25 protein-coding genes and 1 tRNA gene are annotated in these 25650 nt (G+C 73.6%); 14 read left to right on the top strand and 12 right to left on the bottom strand.

The genetic code is table 11. The features are described from left to right. Positions 1 to 5 precede the first annotated feature (5 nt). The gene (locus ADL08_RS29055) at positions 6 to 776 is read right to left on the bottom strand and encodes an ABC transporter ATP-binding protein (RefSeq protein WP_053648214.1); all 771 of its coding nucleotides are present in this window, start codon (positions 774 to 776) and stop codon (positions 6 to 8) included. A gap of 388 nt (positions 777 to 1164) precedes the next feature. On the opposite strand from ADL08_RS29055, the gene ADL08_RS29050 reads away from it, so the two are divergent. From ADL08_RS29050 to ADL08_RS29035, 4 genes are all read left to right on the top strand, one after another. Next, positions 1165 to 1249: transfer RNA gene (locus tag ADL08_RS29050), tRNA-Leu, on the top strand. Positions 1250 to 1478: 229 nt separating this feature from the next. Then, complete coding sequence (locus ADL08_RS29045; protein ID WP_078968553.1) at positions 1479 to 2951, top strand: DUF2079 domain-containing protein; 1473 nt, start codon at positions 1479 to 1481, stop codon at positions 2949 to 2951. A 183-nt stretch (positions 2952 to 3134) separates the two neighbouring features. Further along, entirely contained in the window at positions 3135 to 4019 is an 885-nt protein-coding gene (locus tag ADL08_RS29040; protein WP_053648211.1) for a Bax inhibitor-1/YccA family membrane protein, read from the top strand. 113 nt (positions 4020 to 4132) lie between these two features. After that, positions 4133 to 4462 carry a hypothetical protein gene (locus ADL08_RS29035; RefSeq protein ID WP_053648209.1) on the top strand — a complete coding sequence of 110 codons (330 nt, stop codon included), beginning with the start codon at positions 4133 to 4135 and terminating at the stop codon, positions 4460 to 4462. 27 nt (positions 4463 to 4489) lie between these two features. Here ADL08_RS29035 and ADL08_RS29030 read toward each other — a convergent pair whose 3' ends face one another. The 3 genes from ADL08_RS29030 to ADL08_RS29020 form a co-directional block, all read right to left on the bottom strand. Beyond that, positions 4490 to 5308: a hypothetical protein gene (locus ADL08_RS29030; protein ID WP_199837110.1), complete on the bottom strand. Its 819-nt coding sequence runs from the start codon at positions 5306 to 5308 to the stop codon at positions 4490 to 4492. 248 nt (positions 5309 to 5556) lie between these two features. Continuing rightward, positions 5557 to 6777, bottom strand: coding sequence for an acetyl-CoA C-acetyltransferase (locus ADL08_RS29025; RefSeq protein ID WP_053648205.1), 1221 nt, complete (start codon positions 6775 to 6777; stop codon positions 5557 to 5559). A 172-nt stretch (positions 6778 to 6949) separates the two neighbouring features. Beyond that, complete coding sequence (locus tag ADL08_RS29020) at positions 6950 to 8038, bottom strand: SGNH/GDSL hydrolase family protein (RefSeq protein WP_234352303.1); 1089 nt, start codon at positions 8036 to 8038, stop codon at positions 6950 to 6952. 103 nt (positions 8039 to 8141) lie between these two features. Between ADL08_RS29020 and ADL08_RS29015 the strand changes: the two genes are divergently transcribed. Then, positions 8142 to 9530, top strand: coding sequence for a cystathionine beta-synthase (locus ADL08_RS29015; protein WP_053648203.1), 1389 nt, complete (start codon positions 8142 to 8144; stop codon positions 9528 to 9530). Positions 9531 to 9903: 373 nt separating this feature from the next. Then, positions 9904 to 10761, top strand: a complete 858-nt coding sequence (locus tag ADL08_RS29010) for a MurR/RpiR family transcriptional regulator (protein WP_053648201.1) — start codon at positions 9904 to 9906, stop codon at positions 10759 to 10761. Between the two features lie 22 nt (positions 10762 to 10783). On the opposite strand, the gene ADL08_RS29005 is transcribed toward ADL08_RS29010, so the two are convergent. The 6 genes from ADL08_RS29005 to ADL08_RS28980 form a co-directional block, all read right to left on the bottom strand. Further along, entirely contained in the window at positions 10784 to 11155 is a 372-nt protein-coding gene (locus ADL08_RS29005; RefSeq protein WP_053648199.1) for a hypothetical protein, read from the bottom strand. A gap of 104 nt (positions 11156 to 11259) precedes the next feature. Next, a complete protein-coding gene (locus tag ADL08_RS29000; RefSeq protein WP_053648197.1) occupies positions 11260 to 11760 on the bottom strand; it encodes a roadblock/LC7 domain-containing protein in 501 nt (166 codons plus the stop codon). Positions 11761 to 11801: 41 nt separating this feature from the next. Then, entirely contained in the window at positions 11802 to 12584 is a 783-nt protein-coding gene (locus ADL08_RS28995; protein ID WP_053648195.1) for a hypothetical protein, read from the bottom strand. After that, positions 12581 to 12988: a hypothetical protein gene (locus tag ADL08_RS28990; protein WP_053648193.1), complete on the bottom strand. Its 408-nt coding sequence runs from the start codon at positions 12986 to 12988 to the stop codon at positions 12581 to 12583. Before ADL08_RS28990 ends, ADL08_RS28995 begins: the two co-directional genes overlap by 4 nt. A gap of 161 nt (positions 12989 to 13149) precedes the next feature. Beyond that, positions 13150 to 13629 (bottom strand): SRPBCC family protein, encoded by a 480-nt coding sequence (locus ADL08_RS28985; RefSeq protein WP_053648191.1) that lies wholly within the window; start codon positions 13627 to 13629, stop codon positions 13150 to 13152. A 4-nt stretch (positions 13630 to 13633) separates the two neighbouring features. Beyond that, entirely contained in the window at positions 13634 to 15082 is a 1449-nt protein-coding gene (locus ADL08_RS28980; protein WP_078968554.1) for a diaminopimelate decarboxylase, read from the bottom strand. A gap of 197 nt (positions 15083 to 15279) precedes the next feature. On the opposite strand from ADL08_RS28980, the gene hutU reads away from it, so the two are divergent. The 5 genes from hutU (at position 15280) to ADL08_RS28955 (ending at position 21352) form a co-directional block, all read left to right on the top strand. Further along, positions 15280 to 17013, top strand: coding sequence for a urocanate hydratase (gene hutU / locus ADL08_RS28975; protein WP_053648189.1), 1734 nt, complete (start codon positions 15280 to 15282; stop codon positions 17011 to 17013). 17 nt (positions 17014 to 17030) lie between these two features. Then, entirely contained in the window at positions 17031 to 18251 is a 1221-nt protein-coding gene (locus tag ADL08_RS28970) for an allantoate amidohydrolase (protein ID WP_063885372.1), read from the top strand. Further along, positions 18242 to 19582, top strand: a complete 1341-nt coding sequence (locus tag ADL08_RS28965) for a formimidoylglutamate deiminase (RefSeq protein ID WP_053648185.1) — start codon at positions 18242 to 18244, stop codon at positions 19580 to 19582. Before ADL08_RS28970 ends, ADL08_RS28965 begins: the two co-directional genes overlap by 10 nt. Before the next feature lie 17 nt (positions 19583 to 19599). Then, positions 19600 to 20847: an imidazolonepropionase gene (gene hutI / locus ADL08_RS28960; protein WP_053648183.1), complete on the top strand. Its 1248-nt coding sequence runs from the start codon at positions 19600 to 19602 to the stop codon at positions 20845 to 20847. Positions 20848 to 20926: 79 nt separating this feature from the next. Then, a complete protein-coding gene (locus ADL08_RS28955; RefSeq protein ID WP_199837107.1) occupies positions 20927 to 21352 on the top strand; it encodes a hypothetical protein in 426 nt (141 codons plus the stop codon). On the opposite strand, the gene ADL08_RS28950 is transcribed toward ADL08_RS28955, so the two are convergent. Together ADL08_RS28950 and ADL08_RS28945 are read right to left on the bottom strand one after the other, a co-directional pair. Next, positions 21327 to 21677 (bottom strand): VOC family protein, encoded by a 351-nt coding sequence (locus ADL08_RS28950; protein ID WP_053648181.1) that lies wholly within the window; start codon positions 21675 to 21677, stop codon positions 21327 to 21329. The two genes, ADL08_RS28955 and ADL08_RS28950, sit on opposite strands and share 26 nt — an antisense overlap. A gap of 28 nt (positions 21678 to 21705) precedes the next feature. Further along, complete coding sequence (locus ADL08_RS28945; protein ID WP_053648179.1) at positions 21706 to 22059, bottom strand: hypothetical protein; 354 nt, start codon at positions 22057 to 22059, stop codon at positions 21706 to 21708. A gap of 251 nt (positions 22060 to 22310) precedes the next feature. Here ADL08_RS28945 and ADL08_RS28940 point away from each other — a divergent pair, with 251 nt between their 5' ends. From ADL08_RS28940 to ADL08_RS28930, 3 genes are read left to right on the top strand one after another with little or no spacing between them, the layout of a single operon-like run. Next, a complete protein-coding gene (locus ADL08_RS28940; protein ID WP_053648177.1) occupies positions 22311 to 23387 on the top strand; it encodes a GNAT family N-acetyltransferase in 1077 nt (358 codons plus the stop codon). Positions 23388 to 23439: 52 nt separating this feature from the next. Continuing rightward, complete coding sequence (locus ADL08_RS28935) at positions 23440 to 24732, top strand: glycosyltransferase (RefSeq protein ID WP_053648175.1); 1293 nt, start codon at positions 23440 to 23442, stop codon at positions 24730 to 24732. After that, positions 24729 to 25562 (top strand): polysaccharide deacetylase family protein, encoded by an 834-nt coding sequence (locus tag ADL08_RS28930; protein WP_234352302.1) that lies wholly within the window; start codon positions 24729 to 24731, stop codon positions 25560 to 25562. The genes ADL08_RS28935 and ADL08_RS28930 overlap by 4 nt, the downstream gene beginning before the upstream one ends. Positions 25563 to 25650 lie beyond the last annotated feature (88 nt).

The following is a 25650-nucleotide window of genomic DNA, read 5'->3' as shown; positions in this document are numbered from 1 at the left end:
CGGCGTCAGCTCGTACGGCCCTTGGCGTCGAAGGCCTTCATGCGGTCGAGCACGCCGTCCGCCGTCGGGCTCAGCATCTCGTCGACGATGCGGCCGTCGGCGAGGAAGATCACGCGGTCCGCGTAGGAGGCGGCGACGGGGTCGTGGGTGACCATGACGACGGTCTGGCCCAGCTCCCGCACCGAGTTGCGCAGGAAGCCGAGGACCTCGGCGCCCGAGCGGGAGTCCAGGTTTCCGGTCGGCTCGTCGCCGAAGATGATCTCGGGGCGGGAGGCGAGCGCGCGGGCCACGGCCACGCGCTGCTGCTGGCCGCCGGAGAGCTCGGTGGGGCGGTGGGTGAGCCGGCCGGAGAGGCCGAGCATGTCGATGACCTGCTGGACCCACTGCTTGTCGGCCTTACGGCCCGCGATGTCCATCGGCAGCGTGATGTTCTCCATGGCCGTCAGCGTCGGCAGCAGGTTGAAGGCCTGGAAGATGAAGCCGATCTTGTCCCGGCGCAGCTGGGTGAGGTGCTTGTCCTTGAGGGTGGACAGCTCGGTCTCGCCGATCCGCACGGAGCCGGAGGAGAAGGAGTCCAGGCCGGCGACGCAGTGCATGAGCGTCGACTTGCCGGATCCGGAGGGGCCCATGATGGCGGTGAACTCGCCCTGCCGGAAGTCCACGGTGACGTGGTCGAGCGCGACCACCTGGGTCTCGCCCTGCCCGTAGACCTTGGAGAGATCCGTGGCGCGGGCGGCCACCGCGGTGGCGCGGGACACGGTGGGGGAGGTGGTCACGAGGGGGACTCCTGTCACTGCGGGGCTGTTTCGGGAACCCCTCCATCGTGTCGAGCGTTCCGCCCCGGGACGTCCGTCCACGTGCCCGTTCCCGGGACAGTCTGGAGTCGGACCGGGGTCCCGGGGTCTCCTCCTGAGGTATGACCGGGCCCCTGAGAGCCGCCGGGCCGGGGGCCCCGGTCGGAGGTGACACAAATGCGACGACTTTTCGTCATTCCCCGGGGTGCGGGTTTGCGCCTGCGACCCCCATCACACTTCGGGGAAAAGGCCCTCACCTGCACTGACGCACCCTCAGGCCTCAATAAAATAAGACAACATCAGGGGCGATGTTCCGCTGAACGAGGGAAGCGCCCCGATAGGCTCACGTGCCAACGCGGAGCTTCGCGACGCCCGGATGGTGGAATGCAGACACGGCGAGCTTAAACCTCGCTGGCCTTCGGGCCGTACCGGTTCGAGTCCGGTTCCGGGCACCACCGTCGACCGTGCCGCCGACCGGCGGGACCGCCCGTTCGGCACCGGCCCCTCCGCGCCCTCCGGGAGGTCGGGACGTGCGCCGGACGCCCCGCGCGTACGGAGCGGACCGTTCCGTTTCCCCCGCCCGCGTACCCGCCCGTCCGGAGGCCCGCAGCGCCCCCGGGGCCCGCCGATCGCCCCTGTTACCCTATAGGGCCCCTCCGCCTCCTGTTAGGTTCTCATGTCGACATGAACATCCTGAACCTTTCGGTAGTGCCCTCCCAGCGGCGCGCACCGGAAGGCGGTGGCGCGGCACCCGCGGGGAATGTACCGAAACCGGCGGAGCGGTATTCGAAGAAGCCCGCACTCCTCCTTTCCGGGATTTTCTTCCTGGTCTATCTGACGCTGTCCGCCCGGCGGCACGCGATACACCTCACGACCGGATACGACCTGGGGATCTTCACCCAGATAGCGAAGTCCTACTCGGAGTTCACCGCCCCGTACGCCCCCCTCAAGGGAACCGGATACAACGCGCTCGGGGACCATTTCCACCCGATCCTCGCGGTACTCGGGCCCGTGTACAAGGTGTTCCCGTCGAGCTATACGCTCCTGGTCTGCCAGGCGGCCCTGGTGGCGGTCTCCGTCCTTCCGATCACGAGGTGGGCCCACGAGGTCGGGGGCCGGAAATTCGCCTATTGGATCGGAATCTCCTACGGCGCCTCCTGGGGGATCGCGGAACTCGTCCAGTTCGACTTCCACGAAGTGGCCTTCGCGGTCCCGCTGCTCGCGTTCTCCGTGTGCGCCGCCGGCCGCGAGAAGTGGCGCGCGGCCGTCCTCTGGGCGATCCCCCTGGTCCTGGTCAAGGAGGACCTCGGGCTCACGGTGGCCGCGGTCGGCGCGTACGTCGCGTGGAAGGGGCCCCGGCGCACGGGAATCCTGCTGGCCCTCTTCGGGATCGTGGCGACGGCCCTCGCGATGTTCGTCGTCCTCCCCTCCGTCAATCCGCTCGGCGAGTTCGCCTACTGGCCGCCCGCGGAACCCGAGGAGAAGGGCCTCCTGGTGAAAGCCGTGGCCACCTTCTGGCCGCCGGTCAAATGGCTCACGCTCCTCATGCTCGTCGCCCCCACCGGATTCCTGGCGGTCCGTTCCCCGCTCCTGATCGTCATGCTCCCCACGCTCGCCTGGCGCTTCACCTCCGATTTCCCCAACTACTGGGGAATGGACTTCCACTACAGCGCGATCCTGATGCCCGTCGCCTTCGCCGCGGCGGTCCACGCGGTCGCCTCGGGACGGATGATCACCCGCAGGCTCCTGCACGCCGCCGTGATCGGGGCGGTCGCCACGGGCGTCACCTTCTTCACCTCCCCGTTCCACGAACTCGTGCTGCCGCGGACATGGGTCGCGTCCGAGCACGTGCGCGTGACCGGCGAAATCCTCGGGAAGATCCCCGACGGCGCCACGGTGGCCGCGTCCAATCGCCTCGCGGCCCAGCTGGCGTACCGGACCACCGTCAGCGAGGTGTGCCTCTTCCCGCGTTCCTTCGAGCCGAAGGAACGGCCCCGCTGGATGGTCTACGACAACGCCGATCCGTCCGATCCGGAATGCGCCACCGGGAAGTCCCTGGAGTCCGGCGCTCCGCACGTCCCCGGCTACCGGCTCGTCGAGCGCCGGAGCGGGATCTCCCTGCTGGAACGGGTCGACGCCCCCGGCGAGCGGCCCTGAGGACCGGCCCCCGGGACCGGCCGCCCGGCCGGTCCCGGCGGAGGGGGCGTACACCCCGCGACTCCGGAGAGGAAGAGCGGGAAGATGAGGGAAAGATCCTCCCCGAGCACTAGGGAGTTTCTTTTGCCTACGCATTACCCTTGACGCAAGGCCGCGCCGTGCGGTCTGCCATGGAGGAGTGAGATGAGGAGCAGCAACCCGGTCTTCTCGCGACGGGGGTTCAGCCGCGACAACGGCTACGCGGGCTTCAACGCGCAGCAGCCGCAGGCCGGGGGCCCCGCCGTCGGAACCAACCCGTACGCCGAGGGCGCGACGAACCCGTACGCGACCAACCCGTACGCCCCGCAGGACACGCAGCTCGGAGCCCCGCAGCAGGCCCGCGGCAACGTGATGACGATCGACGACGTCGTGAGCCGCACGGCCATGACGCTCGGCACGGTCGTGCTCACCGCCGTCCTGTCCTGGCTGCTGCTGCCGGTCGACCCGGCGAACCTGGGCAAGTCCTACGGCATCGCCATCGGCGCCGCCCTGGTCGCCCTCGTCCTGTCGCTCGTGCAGTCCTTCAAGCGCAAGCCGTCGCCCGCGCTGATCCTGGGCTACGCCGCCTTCGAGGGCGTCTTCCTCGGAGTGATCTCGGCCGCCGTCTCGACGTACATCGCCGACGGCGTCGTCATCCAGGCGGTCCTGGGCACCATGGCGGTCTTCGCCGGTGTGCTCATCGCCTACAAGATGGGCTGGATCCGGGTCAACCGGCGCTTCTACGGCTTCGTGATGGCCGCCGCGATGGGCTTCATGCTCCTCATGGTGACCAACCTGCTGTTCGCCGTCTTCGCCGGCGGTGACGGCCTCGGCTTCCGCAGCGGTGGCCTCGGCATCCTGTTCGGCGTCATCGGCATCATCCTCGGCGCCTGCTTCCTCGCCCTCGACTTCAAGCAGGTCGAGGACGGCGTGAACTACGGCGCGCCGCGCGAGGAGGCCTGGCTGGCCGCCTTCGGTCTCACCATGACCCTGGTGTGGATCTACCTGGAGATGCTGCGTCTGCTGTCGATCCTCCAGGGCGACGACTGACGCACGACCCCCTGACTCGGGGGGAAGGGCCCGTCCGGCTGCGTGCCGGGCGGGCCCTTCCGCGTTCCCGGGCCCGTTGGCGGGGGGCCCCGGGCGGCGCGTAGGGTCACGGGGTGCTTGATACGAGTGACCTGACCGCCGCCGTGGAGCGGTTCGCCGACCGGCTGCGGGCCGCCCCGCAGAGCCGTCTCCAGCGGGGCGCGGCGGCCGAGGGGCTCGCCCTCGCCCGCGAGCTCGCGGTGCGCGCGCAGCGCGCCGAGGAGCCGGACCGGGAGCCGAGGACCATGCCGGACGCCGGGGTCTTCGCCGTCGCCGACCAGCTCGTGGTGGCCGGGAGCGACCTGGCCGAGGCACTGCGAACGGCCCCGGCCGGTCCCCGCGCGGGGGAGCTGGACGAGGCCGTGGGGCTCGTACGGGAGGCGGCGGAGCGCTCGGGGCTGTAGAGCGGCCCGCCGGGGCCGCTCGCGGCCCTACAGGGAGGCGATCACGCGGTCCGCGAGGATGTAGACGTTCTCCTCGTCCGTGTCGCCGTACGAGAAGGTCAGGGCGAAGGCGCCCGAGACGCCCGAGCCGCCGAGCAGGACCGGGGCGCGACCCGCGCGCAGGGCCTCCGCGAGGCGCTCCGCGGTCTCGCGGTGCCCCGGGGTCATACAGAGCGTGGTGCCGTCCGCGAAGACGTACACGTCCAGCGTGCCCAGCGGGCCCGGGCGGACGTCGGTCAGGGCCGTGCGCGTGTCGGCCAGCTCCTCCAGGCGCGCCACCGTCCGCTCGTGGTCGGTGACGACCGGGGTCTGCACCGGCACGAAGTCCGGGTGCGAGGGGTGCCGGCGCCGGGCCGCGGCCAGCTCCGGGGAGTCCTCGGGGAACTCGTCCAGCGGGTCCGCGGCGCCGTCCAGCGACGCCGCCTCGGCCTCCATGGCCTCCAGGGCCATCGCCTCCAGGCCCGCGAAGTCGGCCTGGCGCGGCACGAAGAAGGAGCCGTCCTCGGCCGGGCCGCCGAGGCCGCCGAGCAGGGACGGGGCGTCGGCCGCGTCCCGGGCCTCCTGCGCCGCCCAGAAGGCCCGCGCCTCGGCGAGCTCGCGCTCGCGCTCCTCGGCCAGGGCCTCCGCGACCGCGGCCCGTATCTCGGCCGCGGGCGTGGCACGGGCCGCGGGAACCGTGACCCCGCGCCCGGCGGCCAGCTCGCGCCGCAGGGCGGTGACCTGCCTGCGGAGACCGTGGACGGCGTGCAGGGCGGCAGCGCCCACGGCCGTGGCGGCGGCCGTGGTCAGCAGCAGGGCAAGAGGCATGGCGCTCACTGACGTACTCCCGATTCCGAGTCGATCCCCCGACTTCCTACCTCAGCTTGTCGTGAGGTGGGGGCCGCTGTCAGTGCATTACGTCACGAATTGGACAGGTATTTCTACCAGGCGTTTAGTCCCGAAACCGCTCTGACCTGGGAAAACGAACTCCCCCGGGATGTAGGTCACATCCTGGGGGAGATTCGGTCACGGCTGGGACGCGACGTGGTTGGACGCCGCTCGTGAGGAGAGCGGGATCAGCTGAGGCGCTCGATCACCATGGCCATGCCCTGGCCGCCGCCGACGCACATGGTCTCCAGGCCGAACTGCTTGTCGTGGAACTGGAGGCCGTTGATCAGCGTGCCGGTGATCCGGGCGCCGGTCATGCCGAAGGGGTGGCCGACGGCGATGGCGCCACCGTTGACGTTCACCTTGTCCAGGTCCAGGCCCAGCTCCTGGTAGGACGGGATCACCTGGGCGGCGAAGGCCTCGTTGATCTCGGCCAGGTCGATGTCGCCGATGGTCAGGCCCGCGCGCTTGAGGGCCTGCTTCGACGCCTCGACCGGGCCGAGGCCCATGATCTCGGGGGAGAGGCCGGAGACGCCGGTGGAGACGATCCGGGCGAGCGGGGTCAGACCGAGCTCGCGGGCCTTGGTGTCCGACATGATCACGAGCGCGGCGGCGCCGTCGTTGAGCGGGCAGCAGTTGGCGGCCGTGACCAGGCCGTCGGGGCGGAAGACCGGCTTGAGGCCCTGCACGCCCTCCAGGGTGACGCCGGCGCGCGGGCCGTCGTCCGCGGAGACGACCGTGCCGTCCGGCAGCGTGACCGGGGTGATCTCGCGCTCCCAGAAGCCGTTCTTGATGGCCTGCTCGGCGAGGTTCTGCGACCGTACGCCGAACTCGTCCATCTCCTGGCGGCCGATGCCCTTGAGGCGGGCCAGGTTCTCCGCGGTCTGGCCCATCGCGATGTACGCGTCGGGGACGAGGCCGTCCTCGCGCGGGTCGTGCCAGGTGGAGCCCTCGGAGGCGGCGACCTCGGCGGTGCGGGCCTCGGCCTCGGCGAAGAGCGGGTTGTGCGTGTCGGGCAGCGAGTCCGAGTTGCCCTTGGCGAAGCTGGACACCATCTCGACGCCGGCCGAGACGAAGACGTCGCCCTCGCCCGCCTTGATCGCGTGCAGCGCCATGCGGGAGGTCTGGAGCGAGGAGGAACAGTAACGGGTGATCGTGCAGCCCGGCAGGTGGTCCATGCCCATCTGCACGGCCACGATCCGGCCCAGGTTGTTGCCCTGCTCGCCGCCGGGCAGACCGCAGCCCAGCATCAGGTCGTCGATGTCGCGCGGGTCCAGCTCGGGCACCTTCGCCAGGGCGGCCTGGACGATGGTCGCGGTGAGGTCGTCCGGGCGCAGGTCCTTCAGGGAGCCCTTGAAGGCCCGGCCGATGGGGGAACGGGCGGTCGAGACGATCACGGCTTCGGGCATCACGGCTCCATGAGGGTGCGGAGTGGGCGGACTGAAAGGGAAGTTACCCGTACGTACCGCACGGGGTCACCGGGACGGGCGTGTGATGCGGACCTCTTTTCTAAGCGGTTGCTCAGGAGGCGGGGTCTCCGACGAGAACGGCGCCCGCCGGAGCTTTGTTCCCGGCGGGCGTTCACCCCGCCGGGGTCTCCGACGAGGGGACGCTGTCCGCCCGTACCTCCGGTGTCCCTCCGGCCCCTTCCGGGCCTTCCGCCGCTCCCGTAGCTCCCGTCGCCCCGGCGGCCTCCGCCGCTTCGGGCGCGACCGGCAGCCGCCGCCTGCGGCGGTGCTTGAGCAGCGCCCACGGCGCCCGGGCGCCCGTGACCTCGGTGCCCGCCTCCCGCGCCGCCTCGGCCGCCGCCTTCGCCACCGGCAGCATGTTCTCCCGGCGCGCCGGCTCCAGCCGGTCGGCCTCCGGCCACGCGCCGAGCACCGCGCAGACCGTCGGCAGGACGGCCATCGCCGCCGTCGCGTACCCCTCGGCCGACGGGTGGAAGCTGTCCACCCCGAACATCTCGCGCGGGTTCGCCGCGAACTCCGGGCCGAGCAGGTCGCCGAGCGACACCGTCCGCCCGCCCTGCTCCACCACCACGATCGTCTGCGCCGCCGCCAGCTGCCGCGACGCCCGCCGCGCCAGCCAGCGCAGCGGCTGGTAGACCGGCTCGATCGTGCCCAGATCCGGGCAGGTGCCGACGACCACCTCCGAGCCCGCCGTCCGCAGCCTCCGCACCGCCGCCGCCAGGAGCCGCACCGACTCCGTCGGCGGCATGCGGTGCGTCACGTCGTTCGCCCCGATCATGATCACGCACACGTCCGGCGGCCCCAGGGGCTGCGCCAGCAGCAGCGACACCTGCCGCTCCAGATCGTCCGAGCGCGCCCCCGACAGGGCCGCGTTCCGCAGCAGCACCGGCCGCTCCGCCACCGCCGCGAGCCCCGAGGCGAGCAGCGCGCCCGGGGTCTGGCCGGTGCGCCGCACCCCCTGGCCCGCCGCCGTGGAATCACCCAGAAGGGCCAGTCGCAGCGGGTCCTCCGTCCCGAACGCCCGGCCGTAGAGCCCGTCCGCCGCGGGCGGCATCGGAGCCGCGCCGCCCCCCACGGTCCGCTTCGCGATGTGCGCCTCGGCGAGCAGGACCCCCACCGTCGCGACCCCGAGGAGTCCGATGCTCCCGCCGCCGTACGCCGCACCCGCCGCGATCCGCCGCGCCACCCTCGCCCTCGACATGGGGCCGTCACCTCCTTCAAGCCGTTCACGGTGTAACTGCCCCGTAACCCGCTCCGACTACGCATACGCTGGCCACACCATTACGGAGACCCCGGAGATTACGGTGCAATTCCACGACTCGATGATCAGCCTCGTCGGCAACACCCCGCTGGTGAAGCTCAACCACGTCACAGCGGGCATCCAGGCGACCGTCCTGGCCAAGGTCGAGTACTTCAACCCCGGCGGCTCGGTCAAGGACCGGATCGCCCTGCGGATGATCGAGGCGGCCGAGCGCAGCGGCGAGCTGAAGCCCGGCGGCACCATCGTCGAGCCCACGTCCGGCAACACCGGCGTCGGCCTGGCGATCGTGGCCCAGCAGAAGGGCTACAAGTGCATCTTCGTCTGCCCGGACAAGGTGTCGCTGGACAAGATCAACGTGCTGCGCGCGTACGGCGCCGAGGTCGTCGTCTGCCCCACGGCCGTCGACCCCGAGCACCCGGACTCGTACTACAACGTCTCCGACCGGCTCGTCCGCGAGACGCCGAACGCCTGGAAGCCCGACCAGTACTCCAACCCGAACAACCCGCGCTCGCACTACGAGACCACCGGTCCCGAGCTGTGGGAGCAGACGGACGGGAAGATCACCCACTTCGTCGCGGGCGTCGGCACCGGAGGCACCATCTCCGGCACCGGCAACTACCTCAAGGAGGCCAGCGGCGGCGCCGTCAAGGTCATCGGCGCCGACCCCGAGGGCTCCGTCTACTCGGGCGGCTCGGGCCGTCCGTACCTGGTCGAGGGCGTCGGCGAGGACTTCTGGCCCAGCGCGTACGACCGGAAGGTCGCCGACGGGATCGTGGCCGTGTCCGACAAGGACTCCTTCCAGATGACCCGCCGCCTCGCCAAGGAGGAGGGCCTCCTCGTCGGCGGCTCCTGCGGCATGGCGGTCGTCGCGGCCCTGGAGGTCGCTCGCGGCCTCGGCCCCGACGACGTCGTGGTCGTGCTGCTCCCGGACTCCGGCCGCGGCTACATGTCCAAGATCTTCAGCGACGAGTGGATGGCCGACTACGGCTTCCTGGAGCACACCTCCTCCGCCACCGTCGCGGACGTCCTGCGCCACAAGGAGGGCGGCCTGCCCTCCCTCGTCCACATGCACCCGGACGAGACCGTCGGCCAGGCCATCGAGGTGCTGCGCGAGTACGGCGTCTCCCAGATGCCCATCGTGAAGCCCGGCGCCGGCCACCCCGACGTCATGGCCGCCGAGGTCGTCGGCTCGGTCGTCGAGCGCGAGCTGCTCGACGCCCTCTTCACCAAGCGGGCCTCCCTGGAGGACCCGCTGGAGCGCCACATGAGCGCGCCGCTGCCGCAGGTCGGCTCCGGCGAGCCCGTGGCCGACCTGATGTCCGTCCTGGGCGAGGCCGCCGACGCGGCGACCGTCCTGGTCGAGGGCAAGCCGACCGGCGTCGTCAGCCGCCAGGACCTGCTGGCCTTCCTGGCGGGCGGCGACGCGAAGTAGGTCCCGGCGCTCGCCGCGCGGGCGAGTTCGCGCAACTGGTACGAGCGCGTCACGTCCGCGCAGCACCCGCTTAACACGCGTCCGGCAGATTGTTCCTCGTCGGCGTCACGGACTTCCGGAGCGGCTCCCGGGCCTCCACAGACGCCGCGGACGCGGACCGGCCCTGACCCGGGCCCGTGTCCCTCGCGGGGACCGCCGTCGTCCCGCCCCCCGGCAACGGGGGTGCGGCGGTCCCCGCGCCAAGCTCCACGAAGGGCCCCCCGCCATCGCGGGGGGCCCTTCGCGCCTCCTCTTTCCAGGACCGCCCGCACCGGATCGTGCATATCCTTATGCAGAGTGATGTGCGAGTGAATAGGTGAAAGGGGAGGGCGACGTGAGCGACAGCCCGGCCGGCCGGCTCCAGGCCCTCTTCGAGGGGCACCGGCTGACACCGACCCAGCGGCGGATCGCGCACTGCATGGTGCGGCGCGCCGGGGACGTGCCGTTCCTGTCCAGCGTGGAGCTGGCCGAGCTCGCCGGGGTCAGCCAGCCCTCCGTGACCCGCTTCGCCGTCGCCCTCGGCTTCGACGGGTACCCGGCGCTCCGCCGCCACCTGCGCGAGGTCGCGCCCCCGGAGACCGGCGCCGGGGCCGGGACCGGCTCCGGCGGGGGCGAGGCGTTCAACGAGTACCAGCAGGCCGTGCTCGCCGAGATCGAGAACCTCCGGCACCTCGCCGGACTGCTCGCCGACCCCGGGCCCGTCGAGCGGGCCGGCCAGCTGCTCGCCCGCTCCCGCCCGCTGCCCGTGCTCGGCCTGCGGGCCGCCTCCTCGCAGGCGCGCGGCTTCGCCTACTTCGCCGCCAAGGTGCACCCGGACGTGCGGCTCCTCGACGAGGGCGGCTCGATGCTCACGGACCGCGTCGACGCGGCCGTACGGGCCGGGGCCACGGCCCTGCTCTGCTTCGCGCTGCCCCGGCACCCGCGCGAGGTCGTCGAGGCGCTGGAGTACGCGCGGGCGGCCGGGCTCGCGGTCGTGACCGTCGCCGACTCGGCGTTCGCGCCCGTCGCCGCCCACAGCGACCTGCTGATCCCGGCCGCCGTCGGCACCGGGCTCGCCTTCGACACCGCCTGCGCCCCCATGATGCTCGGCCGGGTCCTCCTGGAGGCCATGGCCGACGAACTCCCCGACGCGCAGGCGCGCCTGGAGGAGTTCGACGCGAAGGCGGCGGCGCGGGGCCTGTTCGTCGAGTAGGCGGCGGGCGGCCCTCCGGCCGTCAGACGTCCAGTTCGGCCTCGATCTTCTTCAGCTGGTGGCGGGCCATCGCCAGGTTCGCCCGGTCCTTGTGCAGGGCCAGGTAGAGGAAGAGGCCGTTGGTGTTGCGCCCCTTGAGCAGCCGGATCAGGTGGTAGTGGGTGCCGAGGGTGATGAGGATGTCCTCGATCTCGTCGTTGAGCCCCAGCATCTCCATCGCCCGGACCTTGGCCCGGACGACGTCGGTGTTGCCGGCCGCGGCCACGTTGAGGTCGAGCTCCTTGCCGCCGCCGATCGTGCCGAGCGCCATGCCGCTGGTGTAGTCGACGAGGGCAGCGCCGATCGCGCCTTCGATGGAGGCCGCTTCCTTGAGGGAGGTCTCGGTGTTCGCCATGGTGTCGTACTTCTTCCTTCTGGGGTGACGTGCTTCTCGGGTGATGGCCTCTCGGGCCGTGGGGCTGTGGGGCTGGGGGCTTCCCGGGCTACGGGGTCCCCGGGCTACGGGCTCCTCGGGTGGCGGACCTCGCGGGCCGGGGGCCTCCCCGGCAGCGGAGGGCTCCCGGGGTGCGGGGGCTTGCCGGGATACGGGGGCGGGAGCTGCCCCAGCCGGTTCGGCTCCCTGCGCTCCAGCGCGCCGTCCACCAGCTCGCCTATCCGGGCGCTGGACCTGCGGGCCTCCAGATGGAGCCGCCCCACGTTGATCCTGGGCTCCGCGAGCAGCGTCAGGACGGCCGAGCCGCCCGCCGCGTACGTCGCCACGTAGCCGCTCTCGCCGCGTACGAGCAGTTCGCGGAAGCGGCCCTGACCGGTGGCGTCGGTGAGCCGCTGGCCGACGCCGAGCGCCGCCGCGGTCAGCGCGGCCACGCTCTCCGCCTCGCCGTCCACGGTGTCGTGGGCCAGGACGAGTCCGTCGGCGCTGGCCGCCAGGGCTCCGGTGAGCTGGGGCAGCCGCGCCCGCAGCCGTCTCAGCTCGCCGAGGACCTCGGCTTCTGCCGTCATGAGCTGTCTCCTCTCGGCGCGCATGCGCAGGGCACGCCTCATCACAGGTGTGCCTCCAGGGCGTCACGGAGCCGGCGCAGCAGGGCGATGTCGGGATCGGGCACCGGCAGGACGGGTAGGAGCGCCGGCGCCGGTGGCACGGGGTCGGGGTCGGGGTCGGGCGTGAGCGGGGTCTCGACGAGCCCGGCGGCGGCGAGCCGCCGCACGTCGAGGAGCGTGTGGAAGGCGGGGCGGCCGAGCAGCCGGGCCAGCTCCGCCGGGGTCCGCTCGCCGTCGGCCGCCGCGAGCAGGGCGCGCTGCCGCGACCCCACGGTCTGGCCGGGGGCGGCGGGGCGGGGGACGACCGGGGCGGTGTCCACGGTGGGGTACGGCCAGACGGCGTCGAGGAGTTCGCGGCGGCGCACGGTCTCGCGCTCGACGGCCTCGGCCGAGACCGGCCGCACCGTGCCGAACCAGTGCCCCACCCCGTACCGGAAGCGGGTCGGGCCGCTGGTGGGGGAGAGGGCGAAGAAGGCGGCGTCGAAGACGGCGCCGAGGTGGCAGATCTCCAGCTCCCCGTCCTGGAGCCGGCCGCTGTCGACGAGGAAGCGGCCGACCGCGCGGTGGGCGCCGGCCCGGTCGACGGCCTCGTCCCAGTTCTCCCGGGGCAGCCGGCCGCCGGTGGTGAGGAGGACGTCGACGCCGGGGGCGGCGGGGCTCTCGGCGTGCACGACCCGCCCGTCCACGAGGTAGAGCGTGCCGTGGTCGCGCAGCAGGGCCCCGGTGGCCTTCTCGGCGGCGAGCCGGACCAGCATCGGGGAGACGGGGGTGGCGACGGCGCTCATCCGAGGACCAGCTTCTCGGCTATGTCGCGGAGCCTCATGCGGGCGAGGGCGAGGTTGCCGGTGTCGCGGTCGAGCCAGAGGTGGAGGAAGACGCTGCTGTCGAAGGAGGTCTCGACGAAGCGGAGGACGTGGTAGCCGGCCCGGGTGGTGACGATCAGGTCCTCGACGGGGGGGCCTTCGTCGTCCCCGGCGCCTCCGGCGTCCTCGTCCGTGGCCAGGAAGGTGTCGAACTCGGCCGCCGAGCGGGCCAGTTCGGCGGTCTCGGCGGCCGTGGTCTCGTGGTCCCCGACGGGGGAGTCGCCCGCCGTTCCCAGCGCCAGCCCGCTGGTCCAGTCGACCAGGGAGGCGCCCCGGGCACCCGGCAGGGTCATGGCCTCCGTCAGGCACTCGTCGATTCCGGGCACGCGGATTCCCCTCCCGATGCGGCGTGCGAACGTGCGGCAGTAACGGTGACGCTACTGAACGTTCCGGTCCGGGGGAGGTGTTCTGGCATTTTCCATCGGAACATGCCCGGGTCTGACGGAAATTGATCCCTTGCCCGGGGCGGAGGGATGTGGTGGGCCCGTCAGGCCCGGGACTCCACGGCGTTCGCGACGTCCGCCAGGTCCTTCGCGAGCGCCCTGGCGACGGCCTTCGCCCCGAAGCGGGCGAACAGCCGGCCGAGGAGGCCGGGGGCGCGCCCGTGCGCGGGCCGGGCGGAGAAGGTCGTCCGCAGGACGGTGGACCCGTCCCCGCCGGGTGCGAGGGTGAGTTCGGAGACGTAGTGCATGCCGTGGGAGTCGGCGGCCGTGACGTACCGGTCGGGCGGCTCGCACGCGGTCACGGTCATCTCCTCCGTGGCCTCCCGGCCCAGCATCCGCCGGGTCTCGCGCCAGCGCGTGCCCACGCCGAAGCCGCCGGGGGTGAGCACCTCCACCTTCCGGACGCCGGTCAGGACGCGGGGCAGGCCGGGCAGGTCGGTGATCGCCTCCCAGACCCGCCCGGCGGAGGCGGCGACCCGGCGCTCGACGACGACGGAGGTGGTGCCCGTACCCGTTCCGGTCATGTCTTCATGGAAGCCGGGGAGCGGGGGCGGCGCTACCGGACGACCGGCCCTCTTTCTGTTCGACCGGCGGGCGCGCCGGCGCGTCCTGTCCGGCCGGCGGGCGCGCCGGCGTGTCCTGTCCGGCCGGCGGGCGCACCAGTGCGTCCGCCAGGTCCCCGCCCGCCTCGGCGACGATCTCGTCGAGCGTCTGGGCCCCGCGCACGGTCGTGAACGCCACCGTCCCGTCGTCGGCGGTGGTGAAGCCGTGGATCCCCGGCCGGGGCAGGCTGTTGTACGCGTAGTGGTGGGCGAAGTAGTACGCGCCGGTGTCCGGCACCGCCACCACGTCCCCCGGGCGCAGCAGCGGCAGCTCGCGGCCCGTGGCGATCAGGTCCCCGGCGAAGCAGGCGGGGCCCGCCACGTCCTGGACGGCGCTCTCCCCGGTGCGGGGCCGGCCCCGCGCGTCGTACGCGAGGACGCGCAGCGGCCAGGAGTCGGGCGCGTAGACCGTACGGGTGGCGAGCTGCACGCCCGCGTGGGTGACGGCGATCGGGCGGCCCCCGGAGGTCTTGGTGTACTCCACCCGGGCGAGGACCGTTCCGTGTTTGGCCAGAAGTGAGCGCCCGAACTCGGTGACGAGGCGGTAGCGGCCGTCGAAGAGCCCGGGGACGGTGTCGGCGAGCAGCCGCGCGTACTCCGCGTAGGTCGGCGTCTCCTCGTCGGAGGCGAAGTTCACCGGCAGGCCGCCGCCGATGTCGAGGGTGTCGACCTGCCGCCGTCCCGCGGCCCGGTTGATCTCCTCGGCCAGCGCGTACGCCTCCCCGACCCCCTCCGCCATCAGGGTGAGCGGCACGCCCTGGGAGCCGGTGTGGGTGTGCAGCCGGGTCAGCCACGGGCGGTCCAGGTAGGCCTGGACGACGGTCTTGCGGGCGCCCTCGTCGCGGAGCGCCACGCCGAACTTGGAGGTGGCGGTCGCGGTGGAGAGCGCGCCGATGGAACCGGCTCCGACCTGCGGGTTCACCCGGAGGCCGAGGGTCGAGGCGGTGGGCCCGGCGGCCACGAGGGCGTCGATCCGGTCCAGCTCCTGGAGGTTGTCGGCGTTGACCGCGATCCCGAGCGCGAGGGCCCGGCGCAGCTCGTCCGGGGTCTTGGCGGGGGAGTCGAGCACGGTGCGGGAGGGCGGGATCCCGGCGGCGCGGGCGAGGGCCAGCTCGCCGGGGCTCGCCACCTCGGCCCCGATCCCGGCCTCGTGCAGCAGGCGCAGGACGGGGACGAGCGGGGCGGCCTTCACGGCGAAGGCGTGCAGCACGGGCGCGTCGGTGACGGCGGCGAAGGCGCTGGTCAGGGCGGCGGCGGAGACGCGGATGCCGGCGGTGTCGAGGAGGGCGACGACCGGTTCGGCGGGGGAGAGGAGTCCTTGGTCGACGGAGGCGCGGACGGCGAGATCGCGACGGGGGGAGGCCATGGGGTCCATCGTCGTCCATCGGGTGCGGGAGCGGGAGGGGGCCGGCTTTCGTCCGGCGGGAGGCGCGGGAGGGGGTCCGGCTTTCGTCCGGCGGGGGAGCGGGAGGGGGCGGGTCCCCTCCCGCGCCTCCCGCCCGGCCCTGTTGACTACAACTATTCATACCGCCAGGATGTGAATATCCGAACGACATTCGAGGAGGCACCGCCATGTCAGGACCCCGCCCCGTACGGGCCCCGCGCGGTACGGAACTGAGCGCCCTGGGATGGCAGCAGGAGGCCGCCCTCCGGATGCTCCAGAACAACCTGGACCCCGAGGTCGCCGAGCACCCCGACAAGCTCGTCGTCTACGGCGGCACCGGCAAGGCCGCCCGCGACTGGCGCTCCTTCGACGCGATGGTCCGCACCCTGCGCACCCTCAAGCAGGACGAGACGATGCTCGTCCAGTCCGGCCGTCCGGTCGGCGTCATGCAGACCCACGAGTGGGCCCCGCGCGTCCTCATCGCCAACTCCAACCTCGTCGGCGACTGGGCGAACTGGGAGGAGTTCCGGCGCCTGGAGCAGCTCGGCCTCACCATGTACGGCCAGATGACGGCCGGCTCCTGGATCTACATCGGCACCCAGGGCATCCTCCAGGGCACCTACGAGACCTTCGCCGCCGTCGCCGCCAAGAAGTTCGGCGGCACCCTGGCCGGCACCATCACCCTGACCGCCGGACTCGGCGGCATGGGCGGCGCCCAGCCGCTCGCCGTGACGATGAACGACGGCGTCGCGATCTGTATCGACGTCGACCCGCGCGCCATCGAGCGCCGCATCGAGCACCGCTACCTGGACGTCAGGGCCGACTCCCTGGAGCACGCCCTCGCGCTCGCCACCGAGGCCCGCGACGCCCGCCGCCCGCTCTCCGTCGGCCTCCTCGGCAACGCGGCCGAGCTGCTCCCGCGCATGCTGGCCGAGGGCGCCCCGATCGACATCGTCACGGACCAGACCTCCGCCCACGACCCGCTCTCCTACCTCCCCGTCGGCGTCGCCTTCGAGGACATGGCCGACGCGGCGGCGAAGGACCCGGCCGGCTTCACCACCCGGGCCCGCGAGTCGATGGCCCGGCACGTCGAGGCCATGGTCGGCTTCATGGACGCGGGCGCCGAGGTCTTCGACTACGGCAACTCGATCCGCGGCGAGGCACAGCTCGCCGGCTACGACCGCGCCTTCGCCTTCCCGGGCTTCGTCCCGGCGTACATCCGCCCGCTGTTCTGCGAGGGCAAGGGCCCGTTCCGCTGGGCCGCCCTCTCCGGCGAGGCCTCGGACATCCACAAGACCGACAGGGCGATCCTCGACCTCTTCCCGGAGAACGAGTCGCTGCACCGCTGGATCAAGATGGCCGGCGAGCGCGTCCACTTCCAGGGCCTGCCCGCCCGCATCTGCTGGCTCGGCCAGGGCGAGCGCGACAAGGCCGGCGACATGTTCAACGACATGGTCGGCAACGGCACCCTCGCCGCGCCCCTCGCCATCGGCCGCGACCACCTGGACTGCGGCTCGGTCGCCTCCCCGTACCGCGAGACCGAGGCCATGCTCGACGGCTCCGACGCCATCGCGGACTGGCCGCTGCTCAACGCCATGGTCAACGTCGCCTCCGGCGCCTCCTGGGTCTCCCTCCACCACGGCGGCGGCGTCGGCATGGGCCGCTCCATCCACGCGGGCCAGGTCTCGGTGGCCGACGGCACGGCCCTCGCGGGCGAGAAGATCCGCCGCGTGCTGACGAACGACCCGGGCATGGGCGTCATCCGGCACGTCGACGCGGGCTACGACATCGCGGAGCGGGTCGCCGACGAGAAGGGCGTCCGGGTCCCGATGCGCGAGGGCGCCGACGCGTCCGCCTCCGACGCGTCCGCCTCCGCCGCGTCCGGCTCCGACGCGTCCGGCTCCGGGGAAGGCTCCGCGTGAGCGACAGCTTCCACGCCATGTGGCGCTCGCTGCGGCCCCTCGGCCGCAGCGACGCCTCCGGCGGCTACCGGCGCTACGCCTGGACCGGCGCCGACGCCGACTGCCGCCTCTGGTTCCGGATGCAGGCCGAGGCCCGCCGCCTGGACGTCGAGACCGACCGCAACGGCAACCAGTGGGCCTGGCTCGGCGACCCCGCCGCGGGCGACGCCGTCGTCACCGGCTCCCACCTGGACTCCGTCCCCGACGGCGGCGCCTTCGACGGCCCCCTCGGCGTCGTCTCCTCCTTCGCCGCCCTCGACGAACTGCGCTCCCGGGGCGTCTCGTTCAAGCGCCCCCTCGCCATCGTCAACTTCGGCGACGAGGAGGGCGCCCGCTTCGGCCTCGCCTGCGTCGGCTCCCGGCTCACCGCCGGACGCCTGACGAAGGAGCAGGCGCACGAGCTGCGCGACGGCGACGGGATCAGCCTCCCGCAGGCCATGGAGGCCGCCGGGTACGACCCCGAGGCCATCGGCCCCGACCCGGAGCGGCTCGCCCGCGTCGGCGCCTTCGTCGAACTGCACGTCGAGCAGGGCCGGGCCCTGGACCTGTCCGGCGACGCCGTCGGCATCGCCTCCTCCATCTGGCCGCACGGCCGCTGGCGGTACGACTTCGCGGGCGAGGCCAACCACGCCGGCACCACCCGGCTGGTGGACCGCCGCGACCCGATGCTCACCTACGCCGAGACCGTCCTCGCCGCCCGCCGCGAGGCCGAACTCGCGGGCGCCGTCGCCACCTTCGGCAAGATCGCGGTCGAGCCCAACGGCGTCAACGCCATCCCCTCCCTCGTGCGCGGCTGGCTCGACGCGCGCGCCGCCGACCAGGGCGCCCTGGACGCGGTCGTCACGGGCGTCGAGACGGCGGCCCGCGACTACGCCGACCGCCACGGCATCGACCTCACGGTCGTCCGCGAGTCCTTCACCCCGGTCGTGGACTTCTCGCACGCCCTGCGCGACGAGCTGTCCCGGATCCTGGGCGACGCGGCCGCGGGCGCCACGGGCACCCCGGGCAAGGTCCCGGTCCTCGGCACGGGCGCGGGCCACGACGCGGGTATTTTGTCCGAATCGATCCCGACCGCCATGCTGTTCGTACGGAACCCCACGGGCGTCTCGCACTCCCCGGCCGAGTTCGCGGCCGAGGACGACTGCCTGGCCGGGGTCCGCGCACTCGCCGACGTACTGGAGGAGCTGGCGTGCCGCTGACGACCACGTACTGGCTGGAGCACGCCTGGATCGACCCCGTGGTCGAGCCGGGCGTCGCCCTGGAGGTGGCGGACGGCCGGATCGCGTCGGTCCGCACGGGCGTGGAGACCCCGCCCCCGGGCGCGGAGGTCCTGCGGGGCCTGACGGTCCCGGGCCTGGCCAACGCCCACTCGCACGCCTTCCACCGCGCCCTGCGCGGCAGGGTCCAGGTCGGCTCCGGCACCTTCTGGACCTGGCGCGAGACCATGTACCAGGTCGCCCAACGCCTCACCCCCGACAGCTACTTCGCCCTCGCCCGCGCGGTCTACGCGGAGATGGCGCTCGCCGGCATCACCTCCGTCGGCGAGTTCCACTACCTCCACCACGCCCCCGGCGGCACCCCGTACGCCGACCCCAACGCCATGGGGGAGGCCCTGATCGCGGCCGCCGCCGAGGCGGGCATCCGCATCACCCTCCTCGACACCGCCTACCTCTCCTCCGGCTTCGGCGCCGCGCCCGACCACCACCAGCTCCGCTTCACCGACGGCACGGCGGACGCCTGGGCCGAGCGGGCCTCGGCCCTCAAGGAGCGGGACGGCGTACGGATCGGGGCGGCGATCCACTCCGTACGGGCGGTCCCGGCGGACCAGCTGGCCACGGTGGCCGACTGGGCCCGGCGCCGGGAGGCCCCCCTGCACGTCCACCTCTCGGAGCAGACGGCCGAGAACGACGCCTGCCTGGCGGCCCACGGCCGCACCCCCACGCAGCTCCTCTCCGAACACGGCGTGCTCGGCCCCCGCACCACCGGCGTCCACAACACCCACCTCACCCCCGGCGACATCGCCCTCCTCGGCGCGACGTCGACCGGCACCTGCATGTGCCCGACGACCGAACGCGACCTCGCGGACGGCATCGGCCCGGCGGTGGACCTCCAGCGCGCCGGCTCCCCCCTCTCCCTGGGCAGCGACAGCCACGCGGTCGTCGACATCCTCGAAGAGGCGCGGGCCATGGAGCTGAACGAGCGCCTGCGCACCCACATCCGGGGCCACTGGACGGCGGCCGCGCTGCTCCGCGCGGCGACGGCGGACGGCCACGCGGCCCTGGGCTGGCAGGAGGCGGGCGAGCTGACGCCGGGCGCCCTCGCCGACTTCACGACGATCGCCCTGGACTCCGTCAGGACAGCGGGACCGGCACCGCGTCTGGCAGCCGAGACGGCGGTATTCGCGGCGTCGGCAGCGGACGTGCGCCACACGGTCGTGGGCGGCCGCCACGTCGTACGGGACGGGGTCCACTCGTCCGTACCGGACGTGCCGCGGGCCCTCGCCGACTCGATCGCCGCCCTGCGCGGCTGAAGGAGACACCCCTCACCATGAACACCGGCCCCGAGGCGAGGAACAGCGCGGCGGAGACCTCCGCCCCCACGAGCGCGAACAGCGCCGTGGCGACGCCCGCCACCGCCATCGTCAACATCGCGAGCCTGGTCACCAACGATCCCTCCCTCGGTGATGGAAGTCCTCTGGGTCTGATCCGGGACGCGGCCGTCGTCGTCGAAGGCGACCGGGTCGTCTGGGTCGGTGAATCCAGCAAAGCACCGACCACTGACAACCGGGTCGACGCGGGCGGCCGGGCCGTGATCCCCGGCTTCGTCGACTCCCACTCCCACCTGGTCTTCGCGGGCGACCGCACGGCCGAGTTCAACGCCCGCATGTCCGGGCAGCCGTACCGGGCGGGCGGCATCCGCACGACGGTGGCGGCGACCCGCGCGGCGAGCGACGAGGCCCTGTCGGCGAACGTCGCCCGCTACCTGCGCGAGGCCCTCGCCCAGGGCACGACCACCTTCGAGACGAAGTCCGGCTACGGCCTGACGGTCGAGGACGAGGCCCGTGCCCTGCGCATCGCCGCCGAGCACACCGACGAGGTCACCTACCTCGGCGCGCACATCGTCCCCCCGGACCACGCCGACGACCCGGCCGCGTACGTGGACCTGGTGACGGGCGAGATGCTCGACGCCTGCGCCCCGTACGCCCGCTGGGTGGACGTCTTCTGCGAGAAGGGCGCCTTCGACGGCGACCAGGCCCGCGCGATCCTCACGGCGGGCAAGGCGAAGGGCCTCCACCCCAGGATCCACGCCAACCAGCTCACGTACGGCCCCGGCGTCCAGCTGGCGGTGGAGCTCGACGCGGCGAGCGCGGACCACTGCACGCACCTGACGGACGAGGACGTCGACGCCCTGGCGTCGGGGAACACGGTCGCCACCCTCCTGCCGGGGGCGGAGTTCTCCACCCGCGCCGAGTGGCCGGACGCCCGCCGCCTCCTGGACGCGGGCGTCACGGTGGCCCTCTCCACGGACTGCAACCCGGGCTCCTCCTTCACCTCCTCCGTCCCCTTCTGCGTCGCCCTGGCGGTCCGGGACATGGGCATGACCCCCGACGAGGCCCTCTGGTCCGCCACGGCCGGCGGCGCGGCGGCCCTCCGCCGCACGGACGTCGGCCGCCTCACCCCCGGCACCCGCGCCGACCTCACCCTCCTGAACGCCCCGTCCCACGTCCACCTGGCCTACCGGCCGGGGGTGCCGCTGGTGTCGGAGGTGTGGCGGAGGGGCGTGCGGGTGGTCTGAAGGTCTGGCACGGGATCAGGAACGGCAGGTCGCCGTCCGCGGATCCCCCCGACGCCCCGTCCTCCCGACCGTTCCCACCATGGGCAATTCGAGGGCGTACGCGGTCTTCCGGACCACCGACGCGGTGACGGCGTACGCGCGGGCCAGGCGTCTGTGCGGACTGCTGGCGGAGCGGGACGACGAGGTCGGGCTCTTCGCGGAGCTGGAGACGGTCGCGGACCTCCGGCGGATGGCGGAGGTCCTGCCCGGGGCGGAGTTCAACTACGCGGGGGTGCGCACCGGGCCGACGGGGGAGCACCTCCGGTTCGACCCGGACGTCGCGGCGGCGGGCGACGACGTGCTGGAGCGCCACCTTCCGCTGTACCTCCTGGAGGACGTCCCGGAAGCTCGCCGCGCACATCGGCGGCGAGGTCCTGGGCGAGCCGCAGCCCGGCCGGTGACGGCGCGGCGCCTCGGGCGCCCGCGGCCGGTGGCCCCCCTCAGGCCCGGTGGCCGAGCACGTTGACGACCCGGCCGTCCGGGTCCCGTACGAAGAAGCGGCGGACGCCCCACTCCTCGTCCGTCAGCGGGTGCACGACCTCCGCGCCCGCCGCCCGCACCGCCGCGTACACCGCGTCCACGTCCGCCACCTCCACGCTCAGGTCCGGGGCGACGGGGGCGGTCGGGTCCGCGCCCATCAGGCTGAGCTGGGCGGCGGGGACGGCCGGCGAGGCGAGGGTCGCGATCCAGCCGTGGTCCATGACCTGCTCGAAGCCGAGGAGACCGTAGAAGTCCCTGTTCTCCTCCGGGGCGGTCGTCCGGAGGTTGGGGACGACGCGGCGCACGCTCATCGGGTACTCCTCGGCACGGGGACGGCTCTCAGCGGAACTCGTGGACCACCTGGATCTCCCCCACGATATGCGCGTTGAACTCCTCCAGCTCCTCCGCCGGCACCCACAGCTCCAGGATCGTCCGTCCGCCCGCCCGCTGGACCGGGTACCTGCGCAGGAACTCCGTGTCGACCTCGAAGCGCGTGACGAAGCCCGCGCCGCTGTGCTTCACGTTCCAGTCGCGGGCGATCCGGATCGCGTAGTCCTCGTTCATCACCGGATAGAAGATCGGCTGCTCCGGAAGCCGCGGCGGCCAGGCGCGCCACCCCGACTCCCGGACGAGGCCCAGCTCCACGGGGCCCGTGGGGCGCCAGAGGGTCGTCGTCGGGCGGGGGGTGGTCATGGCGTCGCCTTCGTTCCGGGAAAGGGACGGCCGACGGTACCGGGGGCCCTCGCGCCGTCGCCACGGGGTTTCCGGGGCGGTGGGCGGGAAGCGCCCGTACCCGCAGGGGACTTCGTCCTGTCCCCACCTTCACGGGTTGGTCACGGAAAGACCGAGTATCCCTGTCTCCGAGCGTTGCGGACCGGTACCGTCCTGTCCTGGCGGGACTCAGGGGGGAAGACCGGGGGGTCGGCAGGGTGAGCGCTGTCCGCATGCGGGTCGTGAGGCCGGGGGAGCTGAGCGCGCGCGAGATCGAGGCGTGGCGGGAGCTGCGGGCCGGGTCCGGCGCGCCCGCCAATCCCTTCATGGAGCCGGAGTTCACGCGCGCGGTCGCCGAGGTGCGGCCCCGGGCGCGGGTCGCCGTCTGGTGGGAGGGGGACGAGCCCGTCGGGTTCTTCCCGTACGAGAAGGGGCCGTTGGGGCAGGGCCGTGCCATCGGGTTCGGCGTCTCCGACAGCCAGGGGGCCGTCCTCCGGGACGGGCTGCGGCCCGGCGCGCGCGCCCTGCTGCGCCGCTGCGGGCTCGCCGACTGGGAGTTCGACAACCTGGAGGACGGCCAGCCCGTCTTCGAGGGCGCCGCCGTCGAGTCCTTCGCCTCGCCCGTGATCGACGTCGGCGAGGGGTACGCCGCCTACGAGGCCCTCCTGCGCGTCCGGTCCCCCAAGTTCCTGAGGACCACCCTCGCCAAGGAGCGGCGGCTCGCCCGCCAGGCCGGCGGCGAGGTCCGCTTCGTCTTCGACGAGCGCGACCCGGCGGCCCTGCGCACCCTCATGGAGTGGAAGTCCGCCCAGTACCGCAGGACCGGCCGCCGCGACCGCTTCGCCAAGGAGTGGATCACCGCCCTCGTCCGCCGCCTGCACGCGCTCCGCGCTCCCGGCTGCTCCGGCGTGCTCTCCGTGCTGTACGTGGGCGAGCGGCCCGTCGCCGCCCATTTCGGGCTCCGGTCCGCGACCGTCCTGTCCTGCTGGTTCCCCGCGTACGACCCCGGGTTCGCCAAGTACTCGCCCGGCCTCGTCCTCCACCTGCGGATGGCCGAGGCCGCGGCCGCCGCCGGGATCGGCGTGCTCGACCTGGGGCGCGGCGACGCCGAGTACAAGGACGCCCTCAAGACCGGGGAGCTGACCGTGTACGAGGGGGCCGTCATCCGGCCCGGCGCCCGCGCCGCCCTCCACTGGGTCGGACGCGAACCCGCCCGCCGTCTCCACGCCTTCGTCCGCGAGCGCCCCGCCCTCGCCGCCCGCGGCCGCACCGCCCTCCACCGGATCGCCCGCCTGCGGGGCGAGCGCTGACCCTCCCGGACCCGCCCGCGCACCCGTCCGCACGTCCCCCGGGAGACCCCCGTTGAACCACCCCGCTCCCCGTCCCCTCTCCGTCGCCGAGCTCGACCTCGCCGCGCCCGGGGGACCCGTCCTGTCGTTCCGGCCCGCGCCGGGCGGGCCGGAGGCCGGGAGCGGTGACGTCTACGCGCTCGTACGGCTCCGGGGACGGCCCGCCGCCACCGTCGTCGGGACCGTCGCGGACGGCGAGGACCCCGCCGAGGTGCTCGCCGCCCTCGCCCGCGAACGGCTCGCCCGGACCGCGCCCCCCTCCGACGCCGAGCGGCTCGCGCGGAACCGGGCGGAGACCCGCGACGAGTCCGGCACGGTCACCCCGCCCCGCGCCTCCGTCGTCGTCGCCACCCGTGAGCGCCCCGAGCGGCTCGCCCGCGCCCTCGACTCGCTCCTCGCCCAGGACCACCCGGACTTCGAGCTGATCGTCGTCGACAACGCGCCCCGGACCACGGACACCCGTGACCTGATCGCCCGGAAGTACGCCGACCGCGTCCGGTACGTCCGCGAGGACGTCCCCGGCCTCGCCGTCGCCCACAACACCGGGGTCGCCGCCGCCGACGGCGAGGTGCTGGCCTTCACCGACGACGACGTCATCGCCGACCCGCACTGGCTGACCGCGCTCAGCACCCCCTTCGCCGCCGACCCCGGCCTCGGCTGCGTCACCGGCCTGATCCTGCCCGCCCGGCTCGCCACCCCCGCGCAGGTCCTCCTCGAATCGCACGGCGGGTTCGCCAAGGGCTTCGCCCCGCGCCTGTACGACCCGGCCCGGCCGCCCGCCGACGAACCGCTCTTCCCGTTCACGGCCGGCGGCTTCGGCTCCGGCGCCAACATGGCCTTCCGCGCCGAGGCCCTGCGCCGGGCCGGCGGCTTCGACCCCGCCACCGGCACCGGGACCGCCGCGAGGGGCGGCGACGACCTGTACGCCTTCGTCGCCGTCCTCTCCGCCGGCTTCCGCCTCCGCTACACCTCCGCGGCCCTCGTCTGGCACCACCACCGCGACACCTGGCAGGACCTGCGGAACCAGGCGTACGGCTACGGCGCCGGCCTCACCGCGTACCTCACCGCGACCCTGGTCCGCCGCCCCCGGCTGCTGCCCGCGCTCCTCGCCCGGCTGCCGCGCGGCCTCGCGCACGCCCGTACGATGACCGCCCGGCGGGGGGAGACCGGGGACGGCGGCGTTCCCGGCGAGCACGGCACCCACCACCCCTGGCCTCGCAGCCTCTCCCGACTGGAGCGACGCGGCATGCTCTACGGCCCGCTCGGATACGCCAAGGCCCGCCTGCGGAAGGCGGGTTCCCGATGACGAGCACGTCCGGACGGCCCCGCGCCCCCCGCCCTCCCCGTGTCCTCGTACCCGTGCTGCTCTACCACGCCGTGATGGAGGACCCGCCGGACTGGATCGCCGAATTCACCGTCTCGCCCCGGGAGTTCGCCTCCCAGCTCGACGCGGTCGTCGCCAGCGGCCGCACCGCCGTCACCGTCGGCACCCTCGTCGACCACCTCGCCACCGGCGCCCCGCTGCCGCCCCGGCCCGTCGTCCTCACCTTCGACGACGGCTTCGCCGACCTGGCCGGGCCGACCGCCGAGGCCCTCGCCTCGCGCGGCCTCCCGGCCACCGCGTACCTGACCACGGGCGCCATCACCCCCGGCCGGCCCTGCCTGCTGCCGCCCGCGCCGATGATGACCCTCTCCCGGGCACCGCGCCTGGAGGAGTACGGGATGGAGATCGGCGCCCACACCGTCACCCACCCGCAGCTCGACACCCTCGCGCCGAACGCCCTGCGCCGCGAACTGCGCGAGGCGAAGACGGTCCTCGAAGACGTCCTCGGGCACGGCGTGACGCACCTCGCCTACCCGCACGGCTACAACAGCCCGTCCGTCCGGCGGGCCGCCGAGGCCGCCGGATACGCCTCGGCGGTCGCCGTGCGGCACGCGCTCAGCTCCGGCACGGACGAGGTCTACCGCATCGCCCGGCTCATCCTGCGCCGGAGCCACACCGTCGCCGACGTCGAGCGGTGGATGGAGGGCCGGGGCGCGAAGGCCGCGCCCTACCCGGACTCGCTGCCCACCGTCGGCTGGCGGACGTACCGCAGGGCCCGCGCCCTGCTCAAGGGGCCCCGGTTCGCGGGCTGAGCGACGGCGGAAGCCGGCCGGACGAGCCGGACCGGGATCGACAGGGCCCGTGCACGAGGCGGGAGCCGTACACCAGGACAGAACCGAA

It is taken from the genome of Streptomyces sp. NRRL F-6492, from assembly GCF_001280125.1.
Classification (GTDB): Bacteria; Actinomycetota; Actinomycetes; order Streptomycetales; family Streptomycetaceae; genus Streptomyces.
This window is presented reverse-complemented; position numbering and strand designations above follow the sequence as displayed.

Bases quoted from the DNA above. Each gene is read 5' to 3' on its own strand.
- ADL08_RS29045 (WP_078968553.1), top strand. From the start codon at position 1,479: ATGAACATCCTGAACCTTTCGGTAGTGCCCTCCCAGCGGCGCGCACCG.
- ADL08_RS29040 (WP_053648211.1), top strand. From the start codon at position 3,135: ATGAGGAGCAGCAACCCGGTCTTCTCGCGACGGGGGTTCAGCCGCGAC.
- ADL08_RS29030 (WP_199837110.1), bottom strand. From the start codon at position 5,308: ATGCCTCTTGCCCTGCTGCTGACCACGGCCGCCGCCACGGCCGTGGGC.
- ADL08_RS29025 (WP_053648205.1), bottom strand. From the start codon at position 6,777: ATGCCCGAAGCCGTGATCGTCTCGACCGCCCGTTCCCCCATCGGCCGG.
- ADL08_RS29020 (WP_234352303.1), bottom strand. From the start codon at position 8,038: ATGTCGAGGGCGAGGGTGGCGCGGCGGATCGCGGCGGGTGCGGCGTAC.
- ADL08_RS29005 (WP_053648199.1), bottom strand. From the start codon at position 11,155: ATGGCGAACACCGAGACCTCCCTCAAGGAAGCGGCCTCCATCGAAGGC.
- ADL08_RS29000 (WP_053648197.1), bottom strand. From the start codon at position 11,760: ATGACGGCAGAAGCCGAGGTCCTCGGCGAGCTGAGACGGCTGCGGGCG.
- ADL08_RS28995 (WP_053648195.1), bottom strand. From the start codon at position 12,584: ATGAGCGCCGTCGCCACCCCCGTCTCCCCGATGCTGGTCCGGCTCGCC.
- ADL08_RS28985 (WP_053648191.1), bottom strand. From the start codon at position 13,629: ATGACCGGAACGGGTACGGGCACCACCTCCGTCGTCGTCGAGCGCCGG.
- ADL08_RS28980 (WP_078968554.1), bottom strand. From the start codon at position 15,082: ATGGACCCCATGGCCTCCCCCCGTCGCGATCTCGCCGTCCGCGCCTCC.
- hutU (WP_053648189.1), top strand. From the start codon at position 15,280: ATGTCAGGACCCCGCCCCGTACGGGCCCCGCGCGGTACGGAACTGAGC.
- ADL08_RS28970 (WP_063885372.1), top strand. From the start codon at position 17,031: ATGTGGCGCTCGCTGCGGCCCCTCGGCCGCAGCGACGCCTCCGGCGGC.
- hutI (WP_053648183.1), top strand. From the start codon at position 19,600: ATGAACACCGGCCCCGAGGCGAGGAACAGCGCGGCGGAGACCTCCGCC.
- ADL08_RS28955 (WP_199837107.1), top strand. From the start codon at position 20,927: ATGGGCAATTCGAGGGCGTACGCGGTCTTCCGGACCACCGACGCGGTG.
- ADL08_RS28950 (WP_053648181.1), bottom strand. From the start codon at position 21,677: ATGAGCGTGCGCCGCGTCGTCCCCAACCTCCGGACGACCGCCCCGGAG.
- ADL08_RS28945 (WP_053648179.1), bottom strand. From the start codon at position 22,059: ATGACCACCCCCCGCCCGACGACGACCCTCTGGCGCCCCACGGGCCCC.
- ADL08_RS28940 (WP_053648177.1), top strand. From the start codon at position 22,311: ATGCGGGTCGTGAGGCCGGGGGAGCTGAGCGCGCGCGAGATCGAGGCG.
- ADL08_RS28930 (WP_234352302.1), top strand. From the start codon at position 24,729: ATGACGAGCACGTCCGGACGGCCCCGCGCCCCCCGCCCTCCCCGTGTC.